This window comes from Methylosinus trichosporium OB3b, assembly GCF_002752655.1.
In the GTDB taxonomy this organism is placed as follows: domain Bacteria; phylum Pseudomonadota; class Alphaproteobacteria; order Rhizobiales; family Beijerinckiaceae; genus Methylosinus; species Methylosinus trichosporium.
Genome location: NZ_CP023737.1, coordinates 542640 through 560917, shown reverse-complemented (window position 1 = coordinate 560917; position 18278 = coordinate 542640). Strand labels below are relative to the sequence as shown.

The 18278-nt window shown below is 63.2% G+C and carries 21 protein-coding genes, 3 tRNA genes and 1 pseudogene; 13 read left to right on the top strand and 12 right to left on the bottom strand.

All coding sequences use genetic code 11. The features are described from left to right. Nucleotides 1-148: 148 nt before the first annotated feature. The 6 genes from CQW49_RS02640 to CQW49_RS24285 all read left to right on the top strand — a co-directional run bounded on the left by CQW49_RS02640 (nt 149) and on the right by CQW49_RS24285 (nt 2691). Complete coding sequence (locus CQW49_RS02640; RefSeq protein WP_003615570.1) at nt 149-736, top strand: cold-shock protein; 588 nt, start codon at nt 149-151, stop codon at nt 734-736. A gap of 200 nt (nt 737-936) precedes the next feature. Then, a complete protein-coding gene (locus CQW49_RS02635) occupies nt 937-1410 on the top strand; it encodes a DUF192 domain-containing protein (RefSeq protein ID WP_003615572.1) in 474 nt (157 codons plus the stop codon). 85 nt (nt 1411-1495) lie between these two features. After that, nucleotides 1496-1572 (top strand) — tRNA-Pro (locus CQW49_RS02630). A 73-nt stretch (nt 1573-1645) separates the two neighbouring features. Next, nucleotides 1646-1954 carry an ETC complex I subunit gene (locus CQW49_RS02625; protein ID WP_003615574.1) on the top strand — a complete coding sequence of 103 codons (309 nt, stop codon included), beginning with the start codon at nt 1646-1648 and terminating at the stop codon, nt 1952-1954. A 37-nt stretch (nt 1955-1991) separates the two neighbouring features. After that, nucleotides 1992-2068 (top strand) — tRNA-Arg (locus CQW49_RS02620). A gap of 239 nt (nt 2069-2307) precedes the next feature. After that, nucleotides 2308-2691: a hypothetical protein gene (locus CQW49_RS24285; protein WP_155931217.1), complete on the top strand. Its 384-nt coding sequence runs from the start codon at nt 2308-2310 to the stop codon at nt 2689-2691. Between the two features lie 42 nt (nt 2692-2733). Here the strand turns inward: CQW49_RS24285 and CQW49_RS02615 are convergent, their stop codons facing one another. Next, nucleotides 2734-3510 carry an IS5 family transposase gene (locus CQW49_RS02615; protein WP_003615575.1) on the bottom strand — a complete coding sequence of 259 codons (777 nt, stop codon included), beginning with the start codon at nt 3508-3510 and terminating at the stop codon, nt 2734-2736. A 307-nt stretch (nt 3511-3817) separates the two neighbouring features. On the opposite strand from CQW49_RS02615, the gene CQW49_RS02610 reads away from it, so the two are divergent. From CQW49_RS02610 to CQW49_RS02595, 5 genes and pseudogenes are all read left to right on the top strand, one after another. After that, nucleotides 3818-4321 (top strand): RNA polymerase sigma factor, encoded by a 504-nt coding sequence (locus CQW49_RS02610; RefSeq protein WP_003615578.1) that lies wholly within the window; start codon nt 3818-3820, stop codon nt 4319-4321. 67 nt (nt 4322-4388) lie between these two features. Next, nucleotides 4389-4499 (top strand): annotated as a pseudogene (locus tag CQW49_RS25365) (hypothetical protein); the annotation flags it as partial. 17 nt (nt 4500-4516) lie between these two features. Beyond that, the gene (locus CQW49_RS02605) at nt 4517-5332 is read left to right on the top strand and encodes a FecR family protein (RefSeq protein ID WP_051418614.1); all 816 of its coding nucleotides are present in this window, start codon (nt 4517-4519) and stop codon (nt 5330-5332) included. Nucleotides 5333-5474: 142 nt separating this feature from the next. Continuing rightward, nucleotides 5475-8024 (top strand): TonB-dependent siderophore receptor, encoded by a 2550-nt coding sequence (locus CQW49_RS02600; protein ID WP_003609674.1) that lies wholly within the window; start codon nt 5475-5477, stop codon nt 8022-8024. A gap of 340 nt (nt 8025-8364) precedes the next feature. After that, a tRNA-Arg gene (locus CQW49_RS02595) sits at nt 8365-8441 on the top strand. Nucleotides 8442-8540: 99 nt separating this feature from the next. Here CQW49_RS02595 and CQW49_RS02590 read toward each other — a convergent pair. From CQW49_RS02590 to CQW49_RS02575, 3 genes are all read right to left on the bottom strand, one after another. After that, nucleotides 8541-8936 carry a hypothetical protein gene (locus CQW49_RS02590; protein ID WP_003609677.1) on the bottom strand — a complete coding sequence of 132 codons (396 nt, stop codon included), beginning with the start codon at nt 8934-8936 and terminating at the stop codon, nt 8541-8543. A gap of 691 nt (nt 8937-9627) precedes the next feature. Beyond that, entirely contained in the window at nt 9628-10167 is a 540-nt protein-coding gene (locus CQW49_RS02580) for a hypothetical protein (RefSeq protein WP_003609680.1), read from the bottom strand. 1 nt (nt 10168) lies between these two features. Beyond that, on the bottom strand, nt 10169-10495 hold the full coding sequence (locus CQW49_RS02575) for a hypothetical protein (RefSeq protein WP_003609682.1): 327 nt from the start codon (nt 10493-10495) through the stop codon (nt 10169-10171). 117 nt (nt 10496-10612) lie between these two features. Here CQW49_RS02575 and CQW49_RS02570 point away from each other — a divergent pair, with 117 nt between their 5' ends. Both CQW49_RS02570 and CQW49_RS24280 read left to right on the top strand, forming a co-directional pair. Then, on the top strand, nt 10613-10861 hold the full coding sequence (locus tag CQW49_RS02570) for a helix-turn-helix domain-containing protein (RefSeq protein WP_244441256.1): 249 nt from the start codon (nt 10613-10615) through the stop codon (nt 10859-10861). A 76-nt stretch (nt 10862-10937) separates the two neighbouring features. After that, a complete protein-coding gene (locus CQW49_RS24280; protein WP_155931218.1) occupies nt 10938-11402 on the top strand; it encodes a hypothetical protein in 465 nt (154 codons plus the stop codon). Between the two features lie 335 nt (nt 11403-11737). Here CQW49_RS24280 and CQW49_RS24275 read toward each other — a convergent pair whose 3' ends face one another. The 8 genes from CQW49_RS24275 to CQW49_RS02525 all read right to left on the bottom strand — a co-directional run bounded on the left by CQW49_RS24275 (nt 11738) and on the right by CQW49_RS02525 (nt 18278). Beyond that, on the bottom strand, nt 11738-11917 hold the full coding sequence (locus CQW49_RS24275) for a hypothetical protein (RefSeq protein ID WP_155931219.1): 180 nt from the start codon (nt 11915-11917) through the stop codon (nt 11738-11740). Further along, nucleotides 11914-12534, bottom strand: a complete 621-nt coding sequence (locus tag CQW49_RS02555) for a hypothetical protein (protein WP_003609685.1) — start codon at nt 12532-12534, stop codon at nt 11914-11916. Before CQW49_RS02555 ends, CQW49_RS24275 begins: the two co-directional genes overlap by 4 nt. Nucleotides 12535-12552: 18 nt before the next feature. Next, on the bottom strand, nt 12553-13170 hold the full coding sequence (locus CQW49_RS02550) for a hypothetical protein (RefSeq protein WP_003609687.1): 618 nt from the start codon (nt 13168-13170) through the stop codon (nt 12553-12555). Nucleotides 13171-13180: 10 nt separating this feature from the next. Beyond that, on the bottom strand, nt 13181-14104 hold the full coding sequence (locus CQW49_RS25360) for a DUF4055 domain-containing protein (RefSeq protein ID WP_244441257.1): 924 nt from the start codon (nt 14102-14104) through the stop codon (nt 13181-13183). Between the two features lie 595 nt (nt 14105-14699). Then, complete coding sequence (locus CQW49_RS02540) at nt 14700-16148, bottom strand: hypothetical protein (protein WP_003609691.1); 1449 nt, start codon at nt 16146-16148, stop codon at nt 14700-14702. A 21-nt stretch (nt 16149-16169) separates the two neighbouring features. Further along, complete coding sequence (locus CQW49_RS02535) at nt 16170-16463, bottom strand: hypothetical protein (RefSeq protein WP_003609693.1); 294 nt, start codon at nt 16461-16463, stop codon at nt 16170-16172. Beyond that, complete coding sequence (locus CQW49_RS02530) at nt 16460-16996, bottom strand: hypothetical protein (RefSeq protein WP_155931220.1); 537 nt, start codon at nt 16994-16996, stop codon at nt 16460-16462. The genes CQW49_RS02535 and CQW49_RS02530 overlap by 4 nt, the downstream gene beginning before the upstream one ends. Nucleotides 16997-17264: 268 nt before the next feature. Then, complete coding sequence (locus tag CQW49_RS02525) at nt 17265-18278, bottom strand: AAA family ATPase (protein ID WP_157926058.1); 1014 nt, start codon at nt 18276-18278, stop codon at nt 17265-17267.

Sequence of the window (18278 nt, the reverse complement as noted above, 5' to 3'; positions counted from 1 at the left end):
CTTCGCGACAAAAAAGTCGGTTGGACGCCGCTCCGGCGATGATATCTTAACTCCAGTGATTCACAGGCGACGCCGCGATTCGCACGATAGATGAGCGGGCCGGGCGAGGCGAGCGTCAGCAACTGAATCGGCAGGGGGAGTTGGTCTGTTGGGCGCCAAAATTTCATTCCAGAATGAGTTGAGCGCGTCGACCATCAATGTCGAAGGCGAACAAGCCGCACTCGATCTGATCGAAGTATCAGGAGCCATCAAGTGGTTCGATGTCTCCAAAGGCTATGGGTTCGTCGTTCCGGATGACGGTGGCGCGGATATCCTTTTACATGTCACGACATTGCGGCGGTCGGGATTTCAAACCGCTTATGAAGGCGCGCGAGTGGTCTGCGAAGCGCAGAAGCGTCCGAAGGGAATGCAGGTGTTCCGCGTCGTCGCCATCGACGAATCGACCGCCATCCATCCGGCGCAGAGCGCGTCGGCGCGCACCCATTCGCAGGTGACGCCGTCCAGCGGCTATGAGATCGCCATCGTCAAATGGTTCAACCGCGTGAAAGGATTCGGCTTCCTCACGCGCGGCGACGGCACCGACGATATCTTTCTCCATATGGAGACGGTTCGTCGCTATGGCCTCGCCGAATTGAAGCCGGGCGACAGTGTGCTGGTCCGTTATGGCGATGGCCCCAAGGGCCTGATGGCGACCGAGGTGCGCCCGCTCGAATCGGCTCTGCCCGCATCTCACTAGCAGCGTGTGTCGGCTGATTTGACAGGGCAGAAGGAGCGAGCCGCCGAGGCTCGCTCTTTGTTTTTGCAGCGTTCGATGACGCGCGTCGCGGGCGGGCGCGGCGTTTCGACCCTTTCCAATTTTCACTCCGCATGGCAAGGCTGAGGCCGACGAATGGACGCCGCGGGGCGGCGTCGTGGAGATCAGCGAGGCGGATCGTCATGCCGGGCAGTTTGGCGAAGGGACTGACGCGCTTTCTGTTGGCGCTCGCGGCGCTCGTCGCCATGACCGCCGGGCCGGTCACGGCTCGAGCGGCGGCGGTGGAGCCGATGGAGATCGTCACCGCGACCGGCGCGCATCGGCTGCGGGTCGAGGTCGCGCGCACGCAGAAGGAACGCGAGAAGGGGCTGATGTTCCGGACCTCGCTGCCCGAGGACGGCGGCATGCTGTTCGACTTCCACGAGGAGCGGCCGGTCTCCATGTGGATGCGCAACACGCCGCTGTCGCTCGACATGGTGTTCGTCGGGCGCGACGGACGGGTGGTGTCGCTCGCGCTCGGGGCCGAGCCTTATTCGGAGCGGATCATCTCCTCCGGCGCGCCGGCGCTTGCGGTGATCGAGTTGAGCGCGGGCACGGCGAAGCGGCTGTCGATCGCGGTCGGCGACGAGGTGCGCCATCCGATCTTCAAGCGATGAAGAGGGCTTTTTGCGGCTCGACGCGCCGGCCGGCTCGTGCTAGCGAAACAGCGGCGGAAGCGGGCGTCCGGGGCCATTCGCGAGACGGGGTATAGCGCAGCCTGGTAGCGCGGAAGTTTTGGGTACTTCAGGTCGCAGGTTCGAATCCTGCTGCCCCGACCACGAGGCTCCTCGCTCCCGCCGTCGCAGAGATTTCACGAGGGCGGCTCAGCGCCGCATCCTGCCGAGGCCCGATATGACCGCACGCATACATCGCCCGACGCCCAGCGCGACCCAGTCCGGCCCGGGGCCGGCCCACCCCTGGGTGCTCGAGTTCGAGAGAGAGACGCCCCGCGAGCTCGATCCGCTGATGGGCTGGACCAGCTCCTCGGACACCAAGGCGCAGATCAGGCTGCGGTTCGCCACTAAGGAGGAGGCGATCTCCTACGCCGAGCGCAATTATCTCGTCTATCGCGTCGAGGAGCCCAAGCCCGGCGCCAAGCCGCGCCTGATCTCCTATTCGGACAATTTCAGGACGCAACGCGTCGGCCAGTGGACGCACTGACCTTTCGGCTTCAAAGTCCGCGCGCTTCGGCGCGAGGGACCCCGTAGCTCAGCCGGATAGAGCAACCGCCTTCTAAGCGGTAGGTCGCAGGTTCGAATCCTGCCGGGGTCGCCAGCTCCTTCTCCGCTCGCGCCACGCTCCGCTGTGGCGGCGAAGCGACACCGGAGAAATTTTGCGTATCGGCCACGCTCTGGTCGCCTGCGCACATTGACAAGCCGACGGCGGCGGCTTCCGAATGTCTCATGGTGACGTTCCGGCCGACCCCGCCAGCGAGAGGACGCGCGCTTTTGTCGAGCGCCGCGGCTCTGTTTTTTCTGTTGCGGCCGGCGGTAGCCATAACACAGGAGAATTTTATGCCCACGCCCCGCGTAATCATCGCGATATTTGGGTTATTTTTATGTTCATCAGCTTCCTATGCAGCCAACGACGGTCGTGATCCCGAACAGTGGGCTATGGTTGATAAATCTATTCACGCACGGAAGGTGGTCGGTGATATTCTTTGCTCATATTATGACCCCAACGATTGGCGAAAAAATATGACGATTGGGTATGTCGAAAGAGTTGAAGGGGACAATATCCAAATCCGCATCCACCACCACGAAGATGTATATATTGGGTATAATGGATACAATACCGTTTCAGTTCCGAGGGATTGGGACGAATTACAGTGGGAACGATACGATACGTATGCCCTCTGCGGTCGCGTGGCACGGCAATACGCTCCCGGATTTCACTAAAAACTCTGATTGAGCATGAGATTTTAGAGCCCGACTCGAAATTCAAGCGATCCGGCGATCGAGCCTCGCAAGCCGGCGCATGAGCAGGAAAGCGAGAGCGAGAAGCAGCCAGGCCAGCGATGATTTGGTGGTCGCCTCGAAGTCCTTGGCGAGGCGGCGCGCGCGGTTGATCCAACCGAACGTCCTCTCGACGACCCATCGCTTCGGAAGAACGACGAAGCCTTTGACCTCCTTATCTGTTCTCTTGACGACGGTGACGGCGATCCGGCTCGCCTCGAAGGCGGCCCTCTGCGCTTCATTTCCATTGTAGCCGCTATCGACGAAGCACGTCGTCACGAAGGGGCTCTTGCGGCGCAGGTCGCGCAGCAGAGGGGCGAGGGCGTCGCGATCTTGAACGTCGGCGGGGGTGATCTGGCATTCGATCGGCAATCCGAGCGTATCGACCGCGATCTGACGCTTGCTGCCCTTGATTTTCTTGGCGGCGTCGAAGCCGCGCGGCCCGCCGGCCTCCGTGGTCTTGACCGACTGGCTGTCCACCACGACCGCCGTCGGCGCCGCCTCGCGACCCTCGGCTTCGCGCGCCTCCATGACCAGAAGGCAGACGATCTGCGCCCATAGGCCGCTGTCGCGCCAAGCATAGAAGTGGTTCTGGACCGTCGTGAAAGGCGGGAAGTCCTTGGGCAGGAGCCGCCAGCGGCAGCCGGAACGGATCAAATAGAACAAGGTGTTCAATATATTGCGAGGATCGGTGGGCTTGCGCCCGCGCCGTTTGGGCGACGGCAGCAGCGGGCGGATCAAAGCGAACTCCGCGTCCGACATATCGCTGCGCCCCGCATCATCCCGCCGGCGAGCGCCATTGTCCGATTTGTCTGCTGGGCGACCGCCGAGTCGTCGATGCGGCGCCGGCGCCTTGTGGACGCGTCGAGGAGCCGGGCGTGGATGCGGATGGCGTCGCCTCCCATTCATTTTCTCGCGCCGGGCCGGCGCCGCGCGCCTGCGGCTGGATCGCCTCCTGGTCCTCGCGCGCGCCGCCGCGTGGTTGATCGGCGCGCGCGCCATTTGCTCAGCATGCCTTTCGGAGCCGGCGCGCAAGGCGGCCGGACTCTTCCCGTATCGGACGCCGCATATGCCGGACTCGAAGCCGCAGACGATTCGCGAGCTGTTCCTGCGCAGCCAGCGCGACCTTCTCACTTTTCTCACTCGCAGGGTCGGACGCGACGACGCCCCCGATTTGCTGCAGGAAACCTTCGCGCGCTACATCAACCGCGACGCCGCCGCCGAGATCGCCGACCCTCCCGCCTATCTGCGCCGCACCGCCGGCAATCTGGTGAAGGATTTCGCCCGCCACCGGCAGGTGGAGCGCAAATATTTCACCGACGACGGCGAAGCCGCGGACGCGCCCTCGCAGATGGCGAGCGCCGAGAGCCTCGTCGACGACGCGCGGCGCGCGCTTCTGCTGGCGCAGGCGGTCGCCACGCTGCCGCCGCGATGCCGGGAGATTTTCGAATTGCGCGTGACGCATAACCTCTCGCAGCGCGAGATCGCCGAGCGTCTCGGCATATCGCGCAAGACGGTCGAGCAGCATTTCCATCTCGCCATGGAGCGCTGCCGGGCGGCGTTGCAGCAATGAGACGGGTTCCTTTTTCGCCGCCGAGCGCGTCTTTATCTGTAGGGGCTCGGTCGTCCCGGAACGACGGATGGCGGATCGCATGAGTGTGGGGCAGGGACCGAGCCGCGGGAAGAGCGTCGACGAAGCGGCGCTCGCCTGGTGGGTCAAATGCGACGCCGGGCCGCTCGCCGCGCAGGAGCAGGCGGATCTCGACGCTTGGCTCGCCGCCGATCCCGCCCATCGCGCCGCGTCGACGATGCGGCGCTCCTGTTCGGCGATGTGCGGCAATTATGGGTCGCGCGTCGCCCGCCGGCGCGCCGCCCCGCGCGCGCGGCGCCGGCCGCCGCGCTCATCGCCGCCGGCCTCGCCTGTCTCTTATTCTTCGACGAGATCGCGCTGCGCTTTCGCGCCGACGCGCTGACCGCGACGGGCGAGACCCGCGTCGTCGCGCTCGACGACGGTTCGCTCGTCCATCTCTCGGCGCGCTCGGCGATCGCCATTCATTTTCGCCCCGGCGAGCGGCGGCTGACGCTGCTCGCCGGCGAAGCCTTCTTCCAAGCGGCGCCCGACTCCGCGCGGCCTTTCGTCGTCGAGGCGGCCGGCGCGACAGTCACGGCGCTCGGCACGGCGTTCGACATATCGTTGCGCGATGCGGATCACGCCGATGTCGTGGTGACAGAGCATAGCGTGGCGGTGGCGAGCGCGGCGGCGCGCGCCGTCGTGGAGGAGGGACGGCGGACGAGCTTCGGCGCCGGCGCCCCGATCGCGGCGCCCGAGCCGGCCGATCTCTTCAAGGTCGGCGGCTGGCGGCGCGGGCGCCTCATCTTCGAGGACGAGCCGCTGGAGCGCGTGCTGGCGACGCTCGCGCGCTATCGCTCGGGCTATGTGCTCGCGGCGCCGGCGACGCGACGCCTCAGAGTGACCGGCACATTCGACGCCGCCAATCCGGACGGGGCGATCCGCACCCTCGAGGCGTCGCTCGGCCTGAACACGCTCTCGATCGGCGGCTATATGACCTACATCTACAAATAAAAGTAAGGAATGCGGCGGTGCGCGGCGGCGGCGTCGAAAACCTCAGAAAAAGTCACGACGGCGACCCTTCCATATCCCACCCGAGCTCGTCCTCGACAATGGGGACCTCTTCGTCCCCGGCGACGAAGCGAAGGAGCGGCGGATGGCGTGGAAGGGATTTGGCTGGAGGGACGAGCGCGTGAGCCTCGTGCTGGCGGCGGCGGTAGGAGCGATGGCGTTCGGCGCCGAAGCGCCGGCGGCGGCTCACGCTCGCATGCAGGCGTCGCAACTGGCCGCGGAGGTGCGCAGCTATGCGATACCCGCCGGCACGGTCGGCATGGCGCTGAACCGCCTCGCGGAAGAGAACGGCGTGCAGATGGTGTTCCTCGCCGGGCTGACGCGCGATGTGAAGACGCATGGATTGAACGGCCATTACACGCTCGGCGCCGCTTTGGACGAACTGCTGGCGGGAACGGGATTGTCCTATCGGCTGGCGGATGACGACCGTGAGGTGTTCATCGTGCTGGCGCAGGACGAGACCGTGCGCAGCGACGCGAATGCGGAAGCGCTGCCGCCGATCGACGTGGGCGCGGAAACGAAGCCGCGCCGCAGCGAGGGCCGTGGTGAAGGCGCGGGCCGGGGCGGACGTTTTACCGGCTATGCGCCCGATCTCGGCAAGCCGGCGGCCTCGTCGAAGACCAACGTCCCGTTGTTGCAGCAGCCGATGAACGTGCAATCGGTGACGCGCGAGATGCTCGACGATCGGCAGAGCCTCACCATGAAGGACGCGCTTCTCTTCAGCGTCAGCGGCGTCAATCTCGGCTATGCGAATTTCGACCGCTTCCTGATCCGTGGCTTCGACACCTACGACCCAATCTATCGCAACGGCCTGCGCACGCCCTGGGAGGTCAGCCGCGAGACGGCCAATATGCAGACCATCGAGGTCGTCAAAGGCCTCTCCAGCATGCTCTATGGACGCAGCGAGCCGGGCGGCCTCGTCAATTTCGTGACCAAGCGTCCGCTGTTCGACCAGACCTATCACTCCCTGCAGCAGCAGACCGGATCATGGGGTCTCACGCGTACGAGCGTCGATCTGACGGGCCCGCTGACGGACGACAAGAGCTTGGCCTATCGCCTCAACGCGGTCTATGAGCGCAGCGACTCCTTCATCGACTTCGTCACCAGCCGCAGCGGGTTCGTCGCGCCGTCGCTCAGCTGGCGGCCGATCGAGCAGTTCCGGCTGAACGTCGAGGCGGAGTTCAGGGACCGCGTTTTCGTCGAGAATGGCGACATCGGCATTCCGGCGATCGGAAACGGCGTCGCCAATATTCCCAACAGCCGCTATCTCGAGAACCCGACCATCGCCGCCGGCCGGCCGCAGCATACGAAAAAGGCGTTCATCGGCTACGACTGGAGCTATGACATCGCCCCCGACTGGACCGTCACCAACCGCTTCGCCTACTCCTTCCTCCCGAGCCGCCGCAACAGCGACGCCATATCTGCGGTCGACGACGCGACCGGAATCGCTCAGCGAGGAATCTATTATCGCGAGCGCACCGTCGACGCTTTGTCGACCAACCTCGATGTCAAAGGAAACTTCGACACCGGCCCGGTGAATCACAAGGTGCTGCTGGGATTCGACTATCTCGACAACCGCATCAAGGACGCCGGCTGCAGCTACTGGATGGGCAATTGCGACGGCGGCTCCGGCATCACCTCCATCCCGATCAATATCTACGCGCCCGTCTACAGCCCTGTCCGGATCGACTTTCAACCCTCGACCTACAACGATTTCTGGAAGCTGCGCGAGGAGCAGAAAGGTATCTACGGTCAGGATTTCATCTCCTTCCTCGACGACCGCCTGCATCTTCTGCTCGGAGGCCGCTACGACTGGGCGAGATATGGCTCGGTCACCAGCAGCACCGGCTTCGCGGATATCGACTCTCGATTCTTCAGCACCGAGGACAGCGCCTTCAGCCCGCATGTCGGCGCCGTCGTGCAGCCATGGCCGTGGATGAGCTTCTATGCGAATTTTTCGCAATCCTTCGGCGTCAGCAACGGACGGCCGGGACCGGGTGCGGCGGCTCTGCCTCCGCAAAGAGGAGAGCAATGGGAAGGCGGAGTGAAAGCGCAACTGCTCGACAAGCGACTGACCGCCACCTTCGCCTATTTCGACATCACCAAGACGAACATTCTGGCTGCCGCTTTCGGCGGCGGCTATCAAGTTCCGATCGGCGCGGCGGAGAGCAAGGGAATCGAATTCGATCTCAACGGTCGAGTAGACGACAATTGGAGCGTCAACGCGACGTACAGCCATATCGACGCGGTCATCACCAGCGACCAGCAGAGCGGCGGAGGGACCGGCAACACGGGTCATAGGCTCCAGAACGTTCCCCGAAACCAAGGCTCTCTGTGGGTGAAATACAATGGGCAGGCCGAGCTCAGCGGACTGGGGCTCGGAGCGGGCCTCGTCGTCGTCGATGATCGCCCGGGCGACAATGAGAACACTTTCGTCGTGCCCGGCTATGCGATCGTAGAGCTGCTCGGATCGTATAAATTGCCGCTGCCGGCGTCCTATCCCGCGCTCACATTGCAGCTCAACGTGAAAAATCTCCTCGACTCGAAATATTACGAGGGTTCCACCTACGGCCGCTACGTGGTCTATCCCGGCGCGCCGAGGACCTTCCTCGTGTCGGTTCGCGCCGAATTCTGATCTGGCGCGCGTGTTGATCCGGAGGCGGCTTCCTGCTCCTCCGGATCATCTTCCGTTCGCAATGACGACGGCGCTCCGGATGGCGCTTCAGCTTTTCAGGCAGACGCTCGAATGGCGCAAGGGCCGGAGCCACGAGTGCGCATCGGTGCAGGGGCGATCTCGGCGGCTTCGGGCTCGCCGAATATGAGCGCGGCAATCACCGAGGCGTCGACGACTTTGACGGGCGTCGCGGTCGGCGCGGATCATCGCGACGGAATCCGAAGGCGTATGCAGGCCGAACCGCCATAGCGTGAACAGCCCGCGTGCAAACCGCACGGATCGTGCTAGATTGCGCCCGCGCGACTCCGTAGCTCAGCTGGATAGAGCAACTGCCTTCGAAGCAGTAGGTCGTAGGTTCGAATCCTACCGGGGTCGCCAGCAAAATCAAGAGCTTAAAGCGGATTTCGAGGGTAACGGCGGCGCTCGTTTTTGTCTGGGGTAGCTCTGAGGGTAACAACTCCCCGCGCTCGCCCCGGCCTATTCCGCGGCCTCGGCCCTCTCGCCGGCGACGCGCTGCACGCGCTCCCGGAAGGCCCGGCCATCGGACGCCATCTCCTCGAGGAGACGTGCCGCCAGGGTTTCGGGGTCCGTCCCGTGCTTCTCTGCGGCGCTTTCGATCCGCGCCATCGTCTCCGTCGACACGACGAGCGGGAACGCGATTTGATTGCGCTTCTTCGGCACCAGCGAGAGCCCGTGGCGCCGGACGAGCTCGTAAATGTGCCGCGCGGTCCTGCCGCCGCCGAGCGATTCGGCGATCTCCGGCGCGCTCGATCCGCGGCCGGCGAGAAACGCCGCTCGGATCAGCTCGGACGGCCCGTAATGCTGCCAGAGCCTCGGGGAGCGGGAAGAAGGGCTTGCATCTTTCTCGGCCATGGCGACTCCCGAACAGACGGAAAACGCCCCGGCCGTTCATCCGGGCTCGGGGCGTCTCCTGAGGCCGCGCGGCAAGAACGCGGCTACTGTTCGTTTTATAGGCACTATCGCGTCATGATGCAATAGTAGGCATCGCGCCACCATGACGCGATGGTTTGCGCCATCGTGGCGCAAACCGTGCTGCATGTCGGCGGGGAGAAACGGCGAGTTGCTTTCGCTGTTGTCTTTCAACGCGATAGCGCCGACTTTTCCTCAAAAATGAGGGAAACAGCTACTCGGAACGGGGCGTCCATTTCTCCGCTATCATTCAATGAGATAGCGCCGATTTTCTCGCAAAAAGCCTCGAAACGGGGCGTCCGGCCATTACCTTCGAAACGGGGGGGGGGTTGCTTTCCGCTTTACCATTCAATGAGATAGCCAAGATTTCGCGCAAAAGTGAGCGAAACGGGGGGTTGCTCACGCCGAGGCCGAAGCCGGTATACCGACAACGGGGAGCCCGCTCCGCTCCCCGATTTTGGGGAGCGGAGGGCGCGCGTCCCTCTTCGCGCTCGCCCATGCCCAGCGCAGCGCCGTGCTGGCGTCCATGCCCTTCCGGCGTAGACGCCAGCTCTCGCGCATGATGGCGGCGCGGTCGTATTTCATCGCCGCAGCAGATCCTCGGGAATCAGCCGCTCGGCGAGAGAGGGCTCGGTCATTTCGCTACCCTGTTCAAAGACGCGAGCCGAACGGCTTCGAAGACCTCGGCCGAGGTCTTGGCGATGTCCCGCGCAAGGCGGGCGATACCCTCGGCCTCGTCCTTGTCGAATCGGCCGCGAGCGTCAAAGGCGGCGTCCAAGAGCGTCGCCAAGCCGGCGCTGCGGTTCTTCTGATTGAGCGCCAGCTCATAGGCAGTATCCAGCGGCGAGGGGGCGTCGCCGGTCGGCCCAACGGCGGGAGCTGGTATAGGAGCCGGAGCGGCCGCGGCGCTGTCTGCGTCACGGCATAGAACGAAATAGGCCGCGCTGGCGTGGTCAGCGATATCTGCCGTGAGTTCGTGAAGAGCCCACCTATCGCGTTCGTCTTTGAACCCGGCGGGTTCGATCGCGTTCCATAGGGCGCGCGAGAGCCGGGCGGCGCGGCGCACATGCTCTTCCAGCGGCTCCAGGCAGTCGACACGGCCGGGCCAGTGGAGTTCGTCGGTGTCGGTAAGGCCGGCAGGACTCACAGGGCGGGTTGTGGTGGTCGCGGTCATCTCACGCCCCCTTGCTCGCGTTCATAACGATGTCGCCGAGCCGCTGGCGCAGCATCGCGACGATGTATCCGTCGTGCTCATTGTCTTGGCCAGCAACGAGCCCATACCAGCGCTCCATCTGAGCGAAGACGTATCGCGCCTTCTCTGCGAACTCCGCATCGCTGTGACAGGGCGTGCTCATGACGATTTTCAGAGCGTCCCACATGCGATTCATCAGCGGGATTACTACGTCATCCGCGTCTGTCACTGCCAAGGCGGCGAGGTAGGCCGCCTCAGCGGATTGATGGCGCAATAGCGCCATCGTGATCGGTCGGGTTGGTTCGGTCATTCTTTTCCCCTCCTTCAGACAAGCCTTCCCCGCCCTCGCCGAAGCCTATGCTACGGCGCGGTTGCTCGGAAGATCGGTTTGTGATACGAAGGTATTACTACCCACGCTGATATCTAGGTGTCAACCGCATTGATTACGCCCGCCCAACTTCGCGCCGCGCGCCACCTTGCCAGCCTCTCGCAAGCCGACATTGCGAAGGCGACCGGGTTGTCATTGCCGACTATCAAGCGCGCGGAAAGCGAGCGCGTGGTTCCTATCTCGGATGAATCGATTGCAGCGATCCGCGGCGCCCTTGAAGCCGCTGGCGTGATCTTCGTCGACGAGAATGGCGAGGGCCCGGGCGTGCGGCTGAAGAAAGCGCGATGATATCGTGAAACATGTTTGATATTACATTTACAGTATGATATTAGATTGGCGACACGCTATCAGAGGAGTCGTCGCTATGGCTGAGACAGCAAATTTCGCTCTGAGGATGCCGCCGAAGTTCAAGGAAGCCGCAGTTGCGCTTTCCAAGACATACGTCCAGAAATGGAAAACAGTAGACGGGGAATTAGTAACCGATCGATCGATCGGAGGAGGGAGCATAAACGATGTAATCGTAGACCTAATGCGCGCCGGCCTAAGCGATGCACAGTCACATTTAGAGAGAGATTTAGCTATAGTTAGTGACGAATTTGGCGCATGGTCAGAAATAATGACATTCTTTCTTCGGAATCCAGTGGCGCAAGATGCCACGTCTTCAAACTTTCCGCCCGACAGCAAGGCTAGAAAGCTTATAGAGATAGACGAGGATGATCCGAACATAGACCGCAAGACGGCGGCGGAATACTACGCCATGACGCAGCGCAGAATTATTGAAATGACGGAAGCAAAGGGGTTTATTCAAAGAGCGCTAGCTTTGGACTAAGGCCGAAAGAATGGTGATGATGATCGAAGCCGACGAGATCGCCGCGGCGCGAGCAGAGTAGACACGCGCTCCCGATCGCGGTAGAGCGCTCTTGTGCTCGCGGACAACCGCGACCGGCCTCTCGCATATACCCACACGCGAGCCGCACGGGAGCCACGCAACGCGACGGTGGGAATCCCAATCAATGGGATGCTGTCGCATGTCTGAAAAAATCAGAGAAGATCGCGCTCGCCGAGCACTTACAAAGGCCGGCTATCGTCTTCACAAGACGCCCGCCCGATCATGGCTTCGGCGCGAATACGGAACCGGCTACCAGATCGGCGACCAGTCGAACGCTATTGTCGCCGGCTGCGTCCATCGGCAATACGAAATGACGCTCGAAGACGTTGAGAGCTTCGCCGTGAAGAGAACATAAAAACAAGACCGAAGAAGGAGTAGCGCGGCACGGTGCCGCGCTGCAAAGCCAACGCCATCTTCGCCAGCGCGTCCAGCTCGACGCCTTTGTCGAGCGTCATTGCGCCTCGGCGAACCAACTATCGAAGCTCTGTCCGTCCGGCTGGACTTCGCGTCGCAAGTTCCCCTTCGCCATTTCCACGGCCGCGCCGAGCGCCGAGAGCGATTCCTCGCGCTCGTCGATCTGCGCCATGATGTCCGGCGCCGAGCGCGCCGCGAACGCCGCTCGGGCCTTGTCGATAAGATCGGGTTGGACGCCCGAAAGCGCAGGCAGCTCGAGAGCGGCCTCGGCGAACAGCGGATCGCCTTTGAACAAAAGCTCGGCCTGCTGACCGGCATTCAGCGTTCGCAGATAGGCGCGCGCTTCCTGCCGATGCGCCGCGCGGGCCGTGTCCGCGCGATCGATCGCCGGAGCCGAGAGCGCCTTGCGCCGATCCGCCAGCGCGGCCCGGCCGTCCGAGACGAGCTTTTCCGCGCGGCGCAACTGAGGCAGCACGCCCTTCGCGAGCCATCCTTGCAGCTCTGCGTTGACGCCCGCGGAGGTGAGCCGGCCGGATGAGGCAAGCTCGGCCTTCTTCGTCGCGGCAGCGGCGAAGACGTTTGCGACGCCCGCGAAAACGTCGACAAGATCGGCGTGTTTCGCATTGACGCGCGGGCGGAGATTTTCAATCGGAGTCATGGTTTTTCTCCTCGCAGATTACGCCGCCATCATGCGCGCCGCAGCCAAGCGCGCGGCAGCATCGCCGCGCCCGCGCTCCAAGGTGAGCAGGCGTTCGGCAGCAAGGCCCGATAGGCCGGCGATGCGACTCACGGCCTGCTTCGCCTCTTCGGCCGCAGGACTGCGGAGGCGACCGAACAGCCCGGCGAACTGTTCGCGCAAAGGCCCCGCGTCATTGCGGCGACCGAACTCGAGCCGGACGGCCTCGGCGAGCGCGAGATTGCGATCTTCGATCGCGTCCGCGAGATGTTCCATCAGCTCGGGAGTCGACGTTCGTTCCAGGCGCGCATAGGTCGCAATCGACATGCTCGCATGAACGGCGTCGTCATTGTGGAACCGAGCCGCGCGACGTTCCGCCTCGGGCGTCAGCCGGCGAGCCTGCGCCTGTGCGGCTTCCGCGCGCTCCAGCATGGCGCGGCGCGTCTCCGTCAGCCCGCGTAACGCCTCGAGACGAAGCTCGGCCTCACGGTCGCGTAGCACGTCGGCGCGCAGGTCTTTGTCGAGCGCCTGAACTCGCACCTGCGCCGCCGCGACGGCCCGGTCGATCGCCGCGGCGTCGCGTTCCTGATCGGCGAGCAAGTTCTGCAATCTGTCCATCGTCAGTCCCTCATTGATTCGAAGCCGGCCGGAGCGGTGTCACGTTCGTTGCGGAATATTCGTCGTCGTCGGGTTCTCCCGGCGCTTCGTCGAGAAGGCGCTCGTCTTCACGTTCGAGCGTGAACTCTGGCCCGAGCATGTCGCGGCGTTTCATTTCCTCGAGCAGCGTTGCGCGACTTAGATCGCCATTCTTCCGCGCTTCGAGAAGTGCATCGATTCCGCGGTCGTCGGGAATGCCGCTCGCGATGTCGGTGTTCACGAAAATCTCGGCTTCGCTCGGGTCCTTAATCCACGCCGCGACATAGACGAAGCCGGCTTCCAGCACGTCTTTCAATTCGAGCGCCCATGCGGAAATCACGCTGTTCGCCTTCGTCGCTGCGAATGCCGTCGTGACAGTGGTGAGATTGCCAGATTGCGCCGTGAGAGGCTGGCGTCCAAGCTCGCGTAACTGTTGCTGCGTCTCTTTGATGTCGTCCATCAAGACGCGCATCGTCGTCGCTTGCGGCTCGATGAATTTCCATTCACCATAGCGGCCGTTCGAATCCATCGGCGAATAGAGGACAGACTTCGGCCCGACACGAATCGGCGCCGCATTGCCGGCGGCGTCTTTGTCAGGCGTCACGCCATTTCCCGACAGCATGGGATAGCAGCACATTTCTTTGAGGAATTTGAGCCCGCTTTCTTGCTGATAAAGTTCGATCTGCAATTCAGCGGCAGCACGAAGCGGCGGTTCGATCCGCCACGATCCGCCGACGCGGCGGCCCGTGACGAACGGAACGAGCGGAATAACGCCGAGCGATATCTCGCCGGCGTCGACAATCTGCCATTCATTGCCAGGATAGCGGTTCGGCGTCTCGACGCGCTCCCAAAGCTCCCACGTCGCCGGAGCATATCGCGTCGCCTCGCCCTCGGCGTCGATCGCTTCGCGCTTCACGACGCGAACGCGCTCGACCATCTTTTCGCCCCATTCGCCATCCTTGACGACGCTTCTTTCACGCCAGCGAGCAAGGATGAATTGTTCCTCGCCATCGATAGATGCGGTTCGCACGTCCAGCATGTTGTCGGCGGCGAGCCTGACGAAATAGGGCCGAGCGCCGAGCGCCTTCTCCGTCGCGACAGTCGCGTCTTGCGGAACATTCGAGGTGTAGTCGACGAAGAGCCAAACAATCGCATCGCGCAAACCATCGTGAAATAGCGAGGCCGCGAAGCGATGCAAATTCGTTCCCTGCCCGTCGATATCTTCGGCGAGCGCGGCAATCTTCGGCGAAGCGCTACCATCGACGAGCGCGACCTCTTTCGTGAAAGGCTTCGCCGCCAATGTGTCGAGAATGTCGCCGAATATGTTCGTCAGCTTCGTTTGAGAAAGCCGGAACTTATAATCAGCATCCGACTCTTCGGGAAAGCGCGGAAGATGTCGCGAGCCGCCGCGGCGCATCGTCTCTATCCCGCCGAGAATATCCGCGACCGTGCGCCAATAGAGCGCCATCGCGTCATGATCCGCGCTCGGCGTGTCGACGGTTTTTTCGCGTTCAAGCATTCGAATACGTCCCTGAGAGATTGCTGCGCCGCGCGTAAGGGCTCGGCGATGACGAATAGACGCCGAACGCCGCGACGGGCGCAGCATATGGTTGCGAAAGCAGATTGATCGCGCCCGCGACACAGTTCGCGATATCATCATGGCCCTGCGGCGGATGATCGATCGAGTCGCGTCCGCCGCGCGCCGTGCGGCGTTCAAGACTGCATAGCTGCTCTATCAGCTTCGGATGATCCAGCAGCTCGACGCGGCCCGCATTCAATTGCGGCAATGCGTCGCGATACAGATCGCTCTTCGGCTTTTCGGCGAGCTTGTATTCGATACCGTGAACGCGAAATCGTTCGCGCGGCCATTCGCCCGCATAGCGGTCGCCGGTCACTTCTGACACGTGATAGAGGCGCATTGTCTCGGCGAAGTCTGCCGTCACGCTATCCGGCGAGAACGGCGGCGTCGCAACGCGAATTGCGTCTATGATGATCTTGTCGCTATCCCGATGCGCAATCGCAAGCGTCATCGCGTCGGAACTGCCGCCGCTTGGATCGGTGAACGCCACATATTTGACGCCAGCGCATGGCGGAAGTTCGAAACGATCCGCGACGACTGCGGCCTCTACCACTTCGCGCGACACAAAGCTTTCAACGTCGACACGAAATTGGCCCCCGTACTCGGCGGCAGCAACCGCGGCGTCACGCTCGAATGCGCGCCGAATGACTTGCGGGGATAAGGTCGGATTCATGACGAGAGACGATGCTCGCGCAACCAAAATCGCCGGGTCGCCGGCCGGGCCGTGATGATCGCGGAAAGCGCGGTACAACTCGCCGCGTCTCGCATGAGGCGAGCTGATGCAAACCAACATCCCCGCCGTCGTCGCTAAGCCGGGACGCAGCGCGTTCAATATCTCGCGATCAGGATTCGCGGTCCCTTCCTGCCGAAGAAATGCAACCTCGTCGACAATCGCGCCGATCAGCGTCGCGCCGCGCGATGTCCTGAAGCTCGCCGGCCTGCATTCGATGTCGACATAGCTCTTCAGCGATATCGCCTCGGCCGCATTGCTCTCAACCATTTCCGCGAAGGCCGGAAGCGCAAAAACGCCGTCCAAATAATTCTTGATGCGCACCGCCTGCCAGACGGTCGCGGACATGATCGGCAGCAGCAGCCGCTCGCCCGGCGCCCGGAACTCGGACCAATCGCAGAGCCCCGCAACGTAAGCGCCCAGAACGGCCGCTGCGCGCGATTTCCCGCCGCGGCGGCCAATTATGGCCCAAAGCTCTTCAACCCTCTGTTGAGGCTCTGCAGCCCGTCCAGATAGCGTTTCGAAGATCGGCCGCTCTTCGTCGGTCAGGGCCTCGCCCATTGCGGCGATCAGCAGCGCGCGCCAGCTCGCCCAAGACTCGCCGGCAAGGACCGATCCGAGCAAGTCAGGATCGGCCAGGGCTTGGCGCATGGTGACGAGGGGCTTCAGGTCTTAGCCCTCGGGGGACGGATAGCAGGCGATTAACAGATCGCGGCGGTCGTTCACCTCCGGCAAGAGGGGAGCGAAGCCGGCGACGAAATCGGGATGGCGGAGAAGATGCTGCCAATGGTCGCTGGCAAGCTGAAAGAACGTCGCCGGCGGATTCGGGGAGGTCGAGACGTTCAGGTTCGCGAGCGTCGCGTCGAGCGCGGCCAATTCGATGATGGTCGAGCGCAACTCGGCGACGGCGGCGACATAAGCCGCGCCAGCCTCGGCGCGGGCGGTGATAAGTTCGGAGAGAGTCATTCAGCTTCCTTTCGGTGACGGGCGGCAATCGCTTCAATGAGGCTCGGCCCCTTCGTCGGCGCCGTGCGCAGCCGGCGCAGCGTCGAGAGCGCGCGGCTCAGGGCGTTTGCTGTCCGGGCGAGGTCGTCGTGATTCACCTTCACGCCCTCGACGATTTGGGCTTGCATCTGCTCTGATTTCATCGCCAGAGCGGCGGCGCTGCGGCCGAGCGCGATAACGTCCGCAGGCAGCGAGTCGATATCGCCGAGCGGCGCGAGATAGGCGACAACCAAGTCGCGGAACCGGCGAGCCTCGGCCGAACGGCCGTCCGAGCCCGGCAGGGCGACGGCGCAGTTCGAGAGAAGCGAGCGATTCTGCTTCGATGGCACGACGGCCCGGAAGCGGGCCGTGCGCGGTGGACGAATCACGGCGTCCAATGGCTCGGAACTCATGCGAATGTCTACCCTTTCGTTACCCTGAAAATCATAGCGCGATATAACTAAGTCTACAATATTGACATTACGAGACATTTTCAGACAGAGCGCCTGTCTCATGAACTGCTGCTACAGGATATCGGCCCCGAAACGCCACTCGGCCGCGTCGAGCCGATCGCCACAGGCCCGCCAATAGGCCGTCGATAGATGCAACCTGCGGTTTCGTCTGGCCGTCCTATTCCACCCTTTTGCCCATTGCTGCGGAACCGTGAGCGAGCGTGAGAAAGCGTGAGATTTCCGAATTTCTCACGCACCAAAGCCGGGAGGGACCGTGAGCGAGCGTGAGGGGGGTCTATAAGACCCTCACGTTCCTCACGCTCACGGCGGGTTACGGGAGCCACAGCACGCGCTCGCTGTTTTTCCCGCCTGCGATGATGCGCTTGGCGTTGAGGTTCGCCTTGACGGCGACGTTGAACGCCTGCCGCTGGCGATCAGCGAGCTTCTTCGGCGTATCGTCCGGCCTCGGCTTCTCGGCGATGCGGGCGTAGTATCGCTCCCGAACGATGTCGTCGGCCACGGCGCGCACGGGCGGGCCGTCCGGGAAGGGGTGGAACCGCTCGCCGTCTTCGTCGATCGCCAGCGCGACCACTTCCATGAAGAGGCGCTGAGACGCTGGAATCGACTTCGGCGCACTCGCCCTTGGGGCGGCGTCGACTTCTTCGATGCGGTCGACGATCAGGGTCGACACGTCCTCGCCGTCTTCGTCTTGTCCGATGACGACGCGGGAAAGGTGCGCGGCGAGCTTGACGCGCGATTCCTCGTCTTTGAGCTTTTGCAGTGTCAAGGTAGTGAACAGCTCGCCATCGCGGCGCTCGCACAGGATTTGAGCGTCTAAAGCGCCGATCAGGCTACTATGCCCGCGCATCCGCTTGTCGTCGCCGAGCCCGACGTGATGGACGATCAGGACGAAGGCGCGGAAGTGATTGGCGAGGGCTGTTGCGTTGGCGACGAAGGTAATCATGCCGCCGCCGTTCTCGTCGCCGGCGCCGAGAGCTTGGGCGAGCGTGTCGACGACGATTAGTCCGGGAGTGACGCCCTCGGATTCGATCGCAGCAATGAGCGTAGCGAGGTCGCCTTGCTCGGTTCCGAGGTTCGGCGCTGCGCCGATCAGGAAGAACGGAACGTTCGCCGGAAGGTCGCCGTGCGAGCGTTCGAAGCCGACCTTGCGCTTGCGCAGTCCGGCTGCGCCTTCGGCCGCGATGTAGACGGCGGGCGCTTGTGTGACGCGCCGTCCGGCCCATTCCCACCCGAGCGCGACATAGAGGGCGAGATCGGAGACGAGGAAGCTCTTGAAGCTCTGCGAGGCGCCGTAGAATGCGCCGACGCCCTGGCGGGGGAGCAT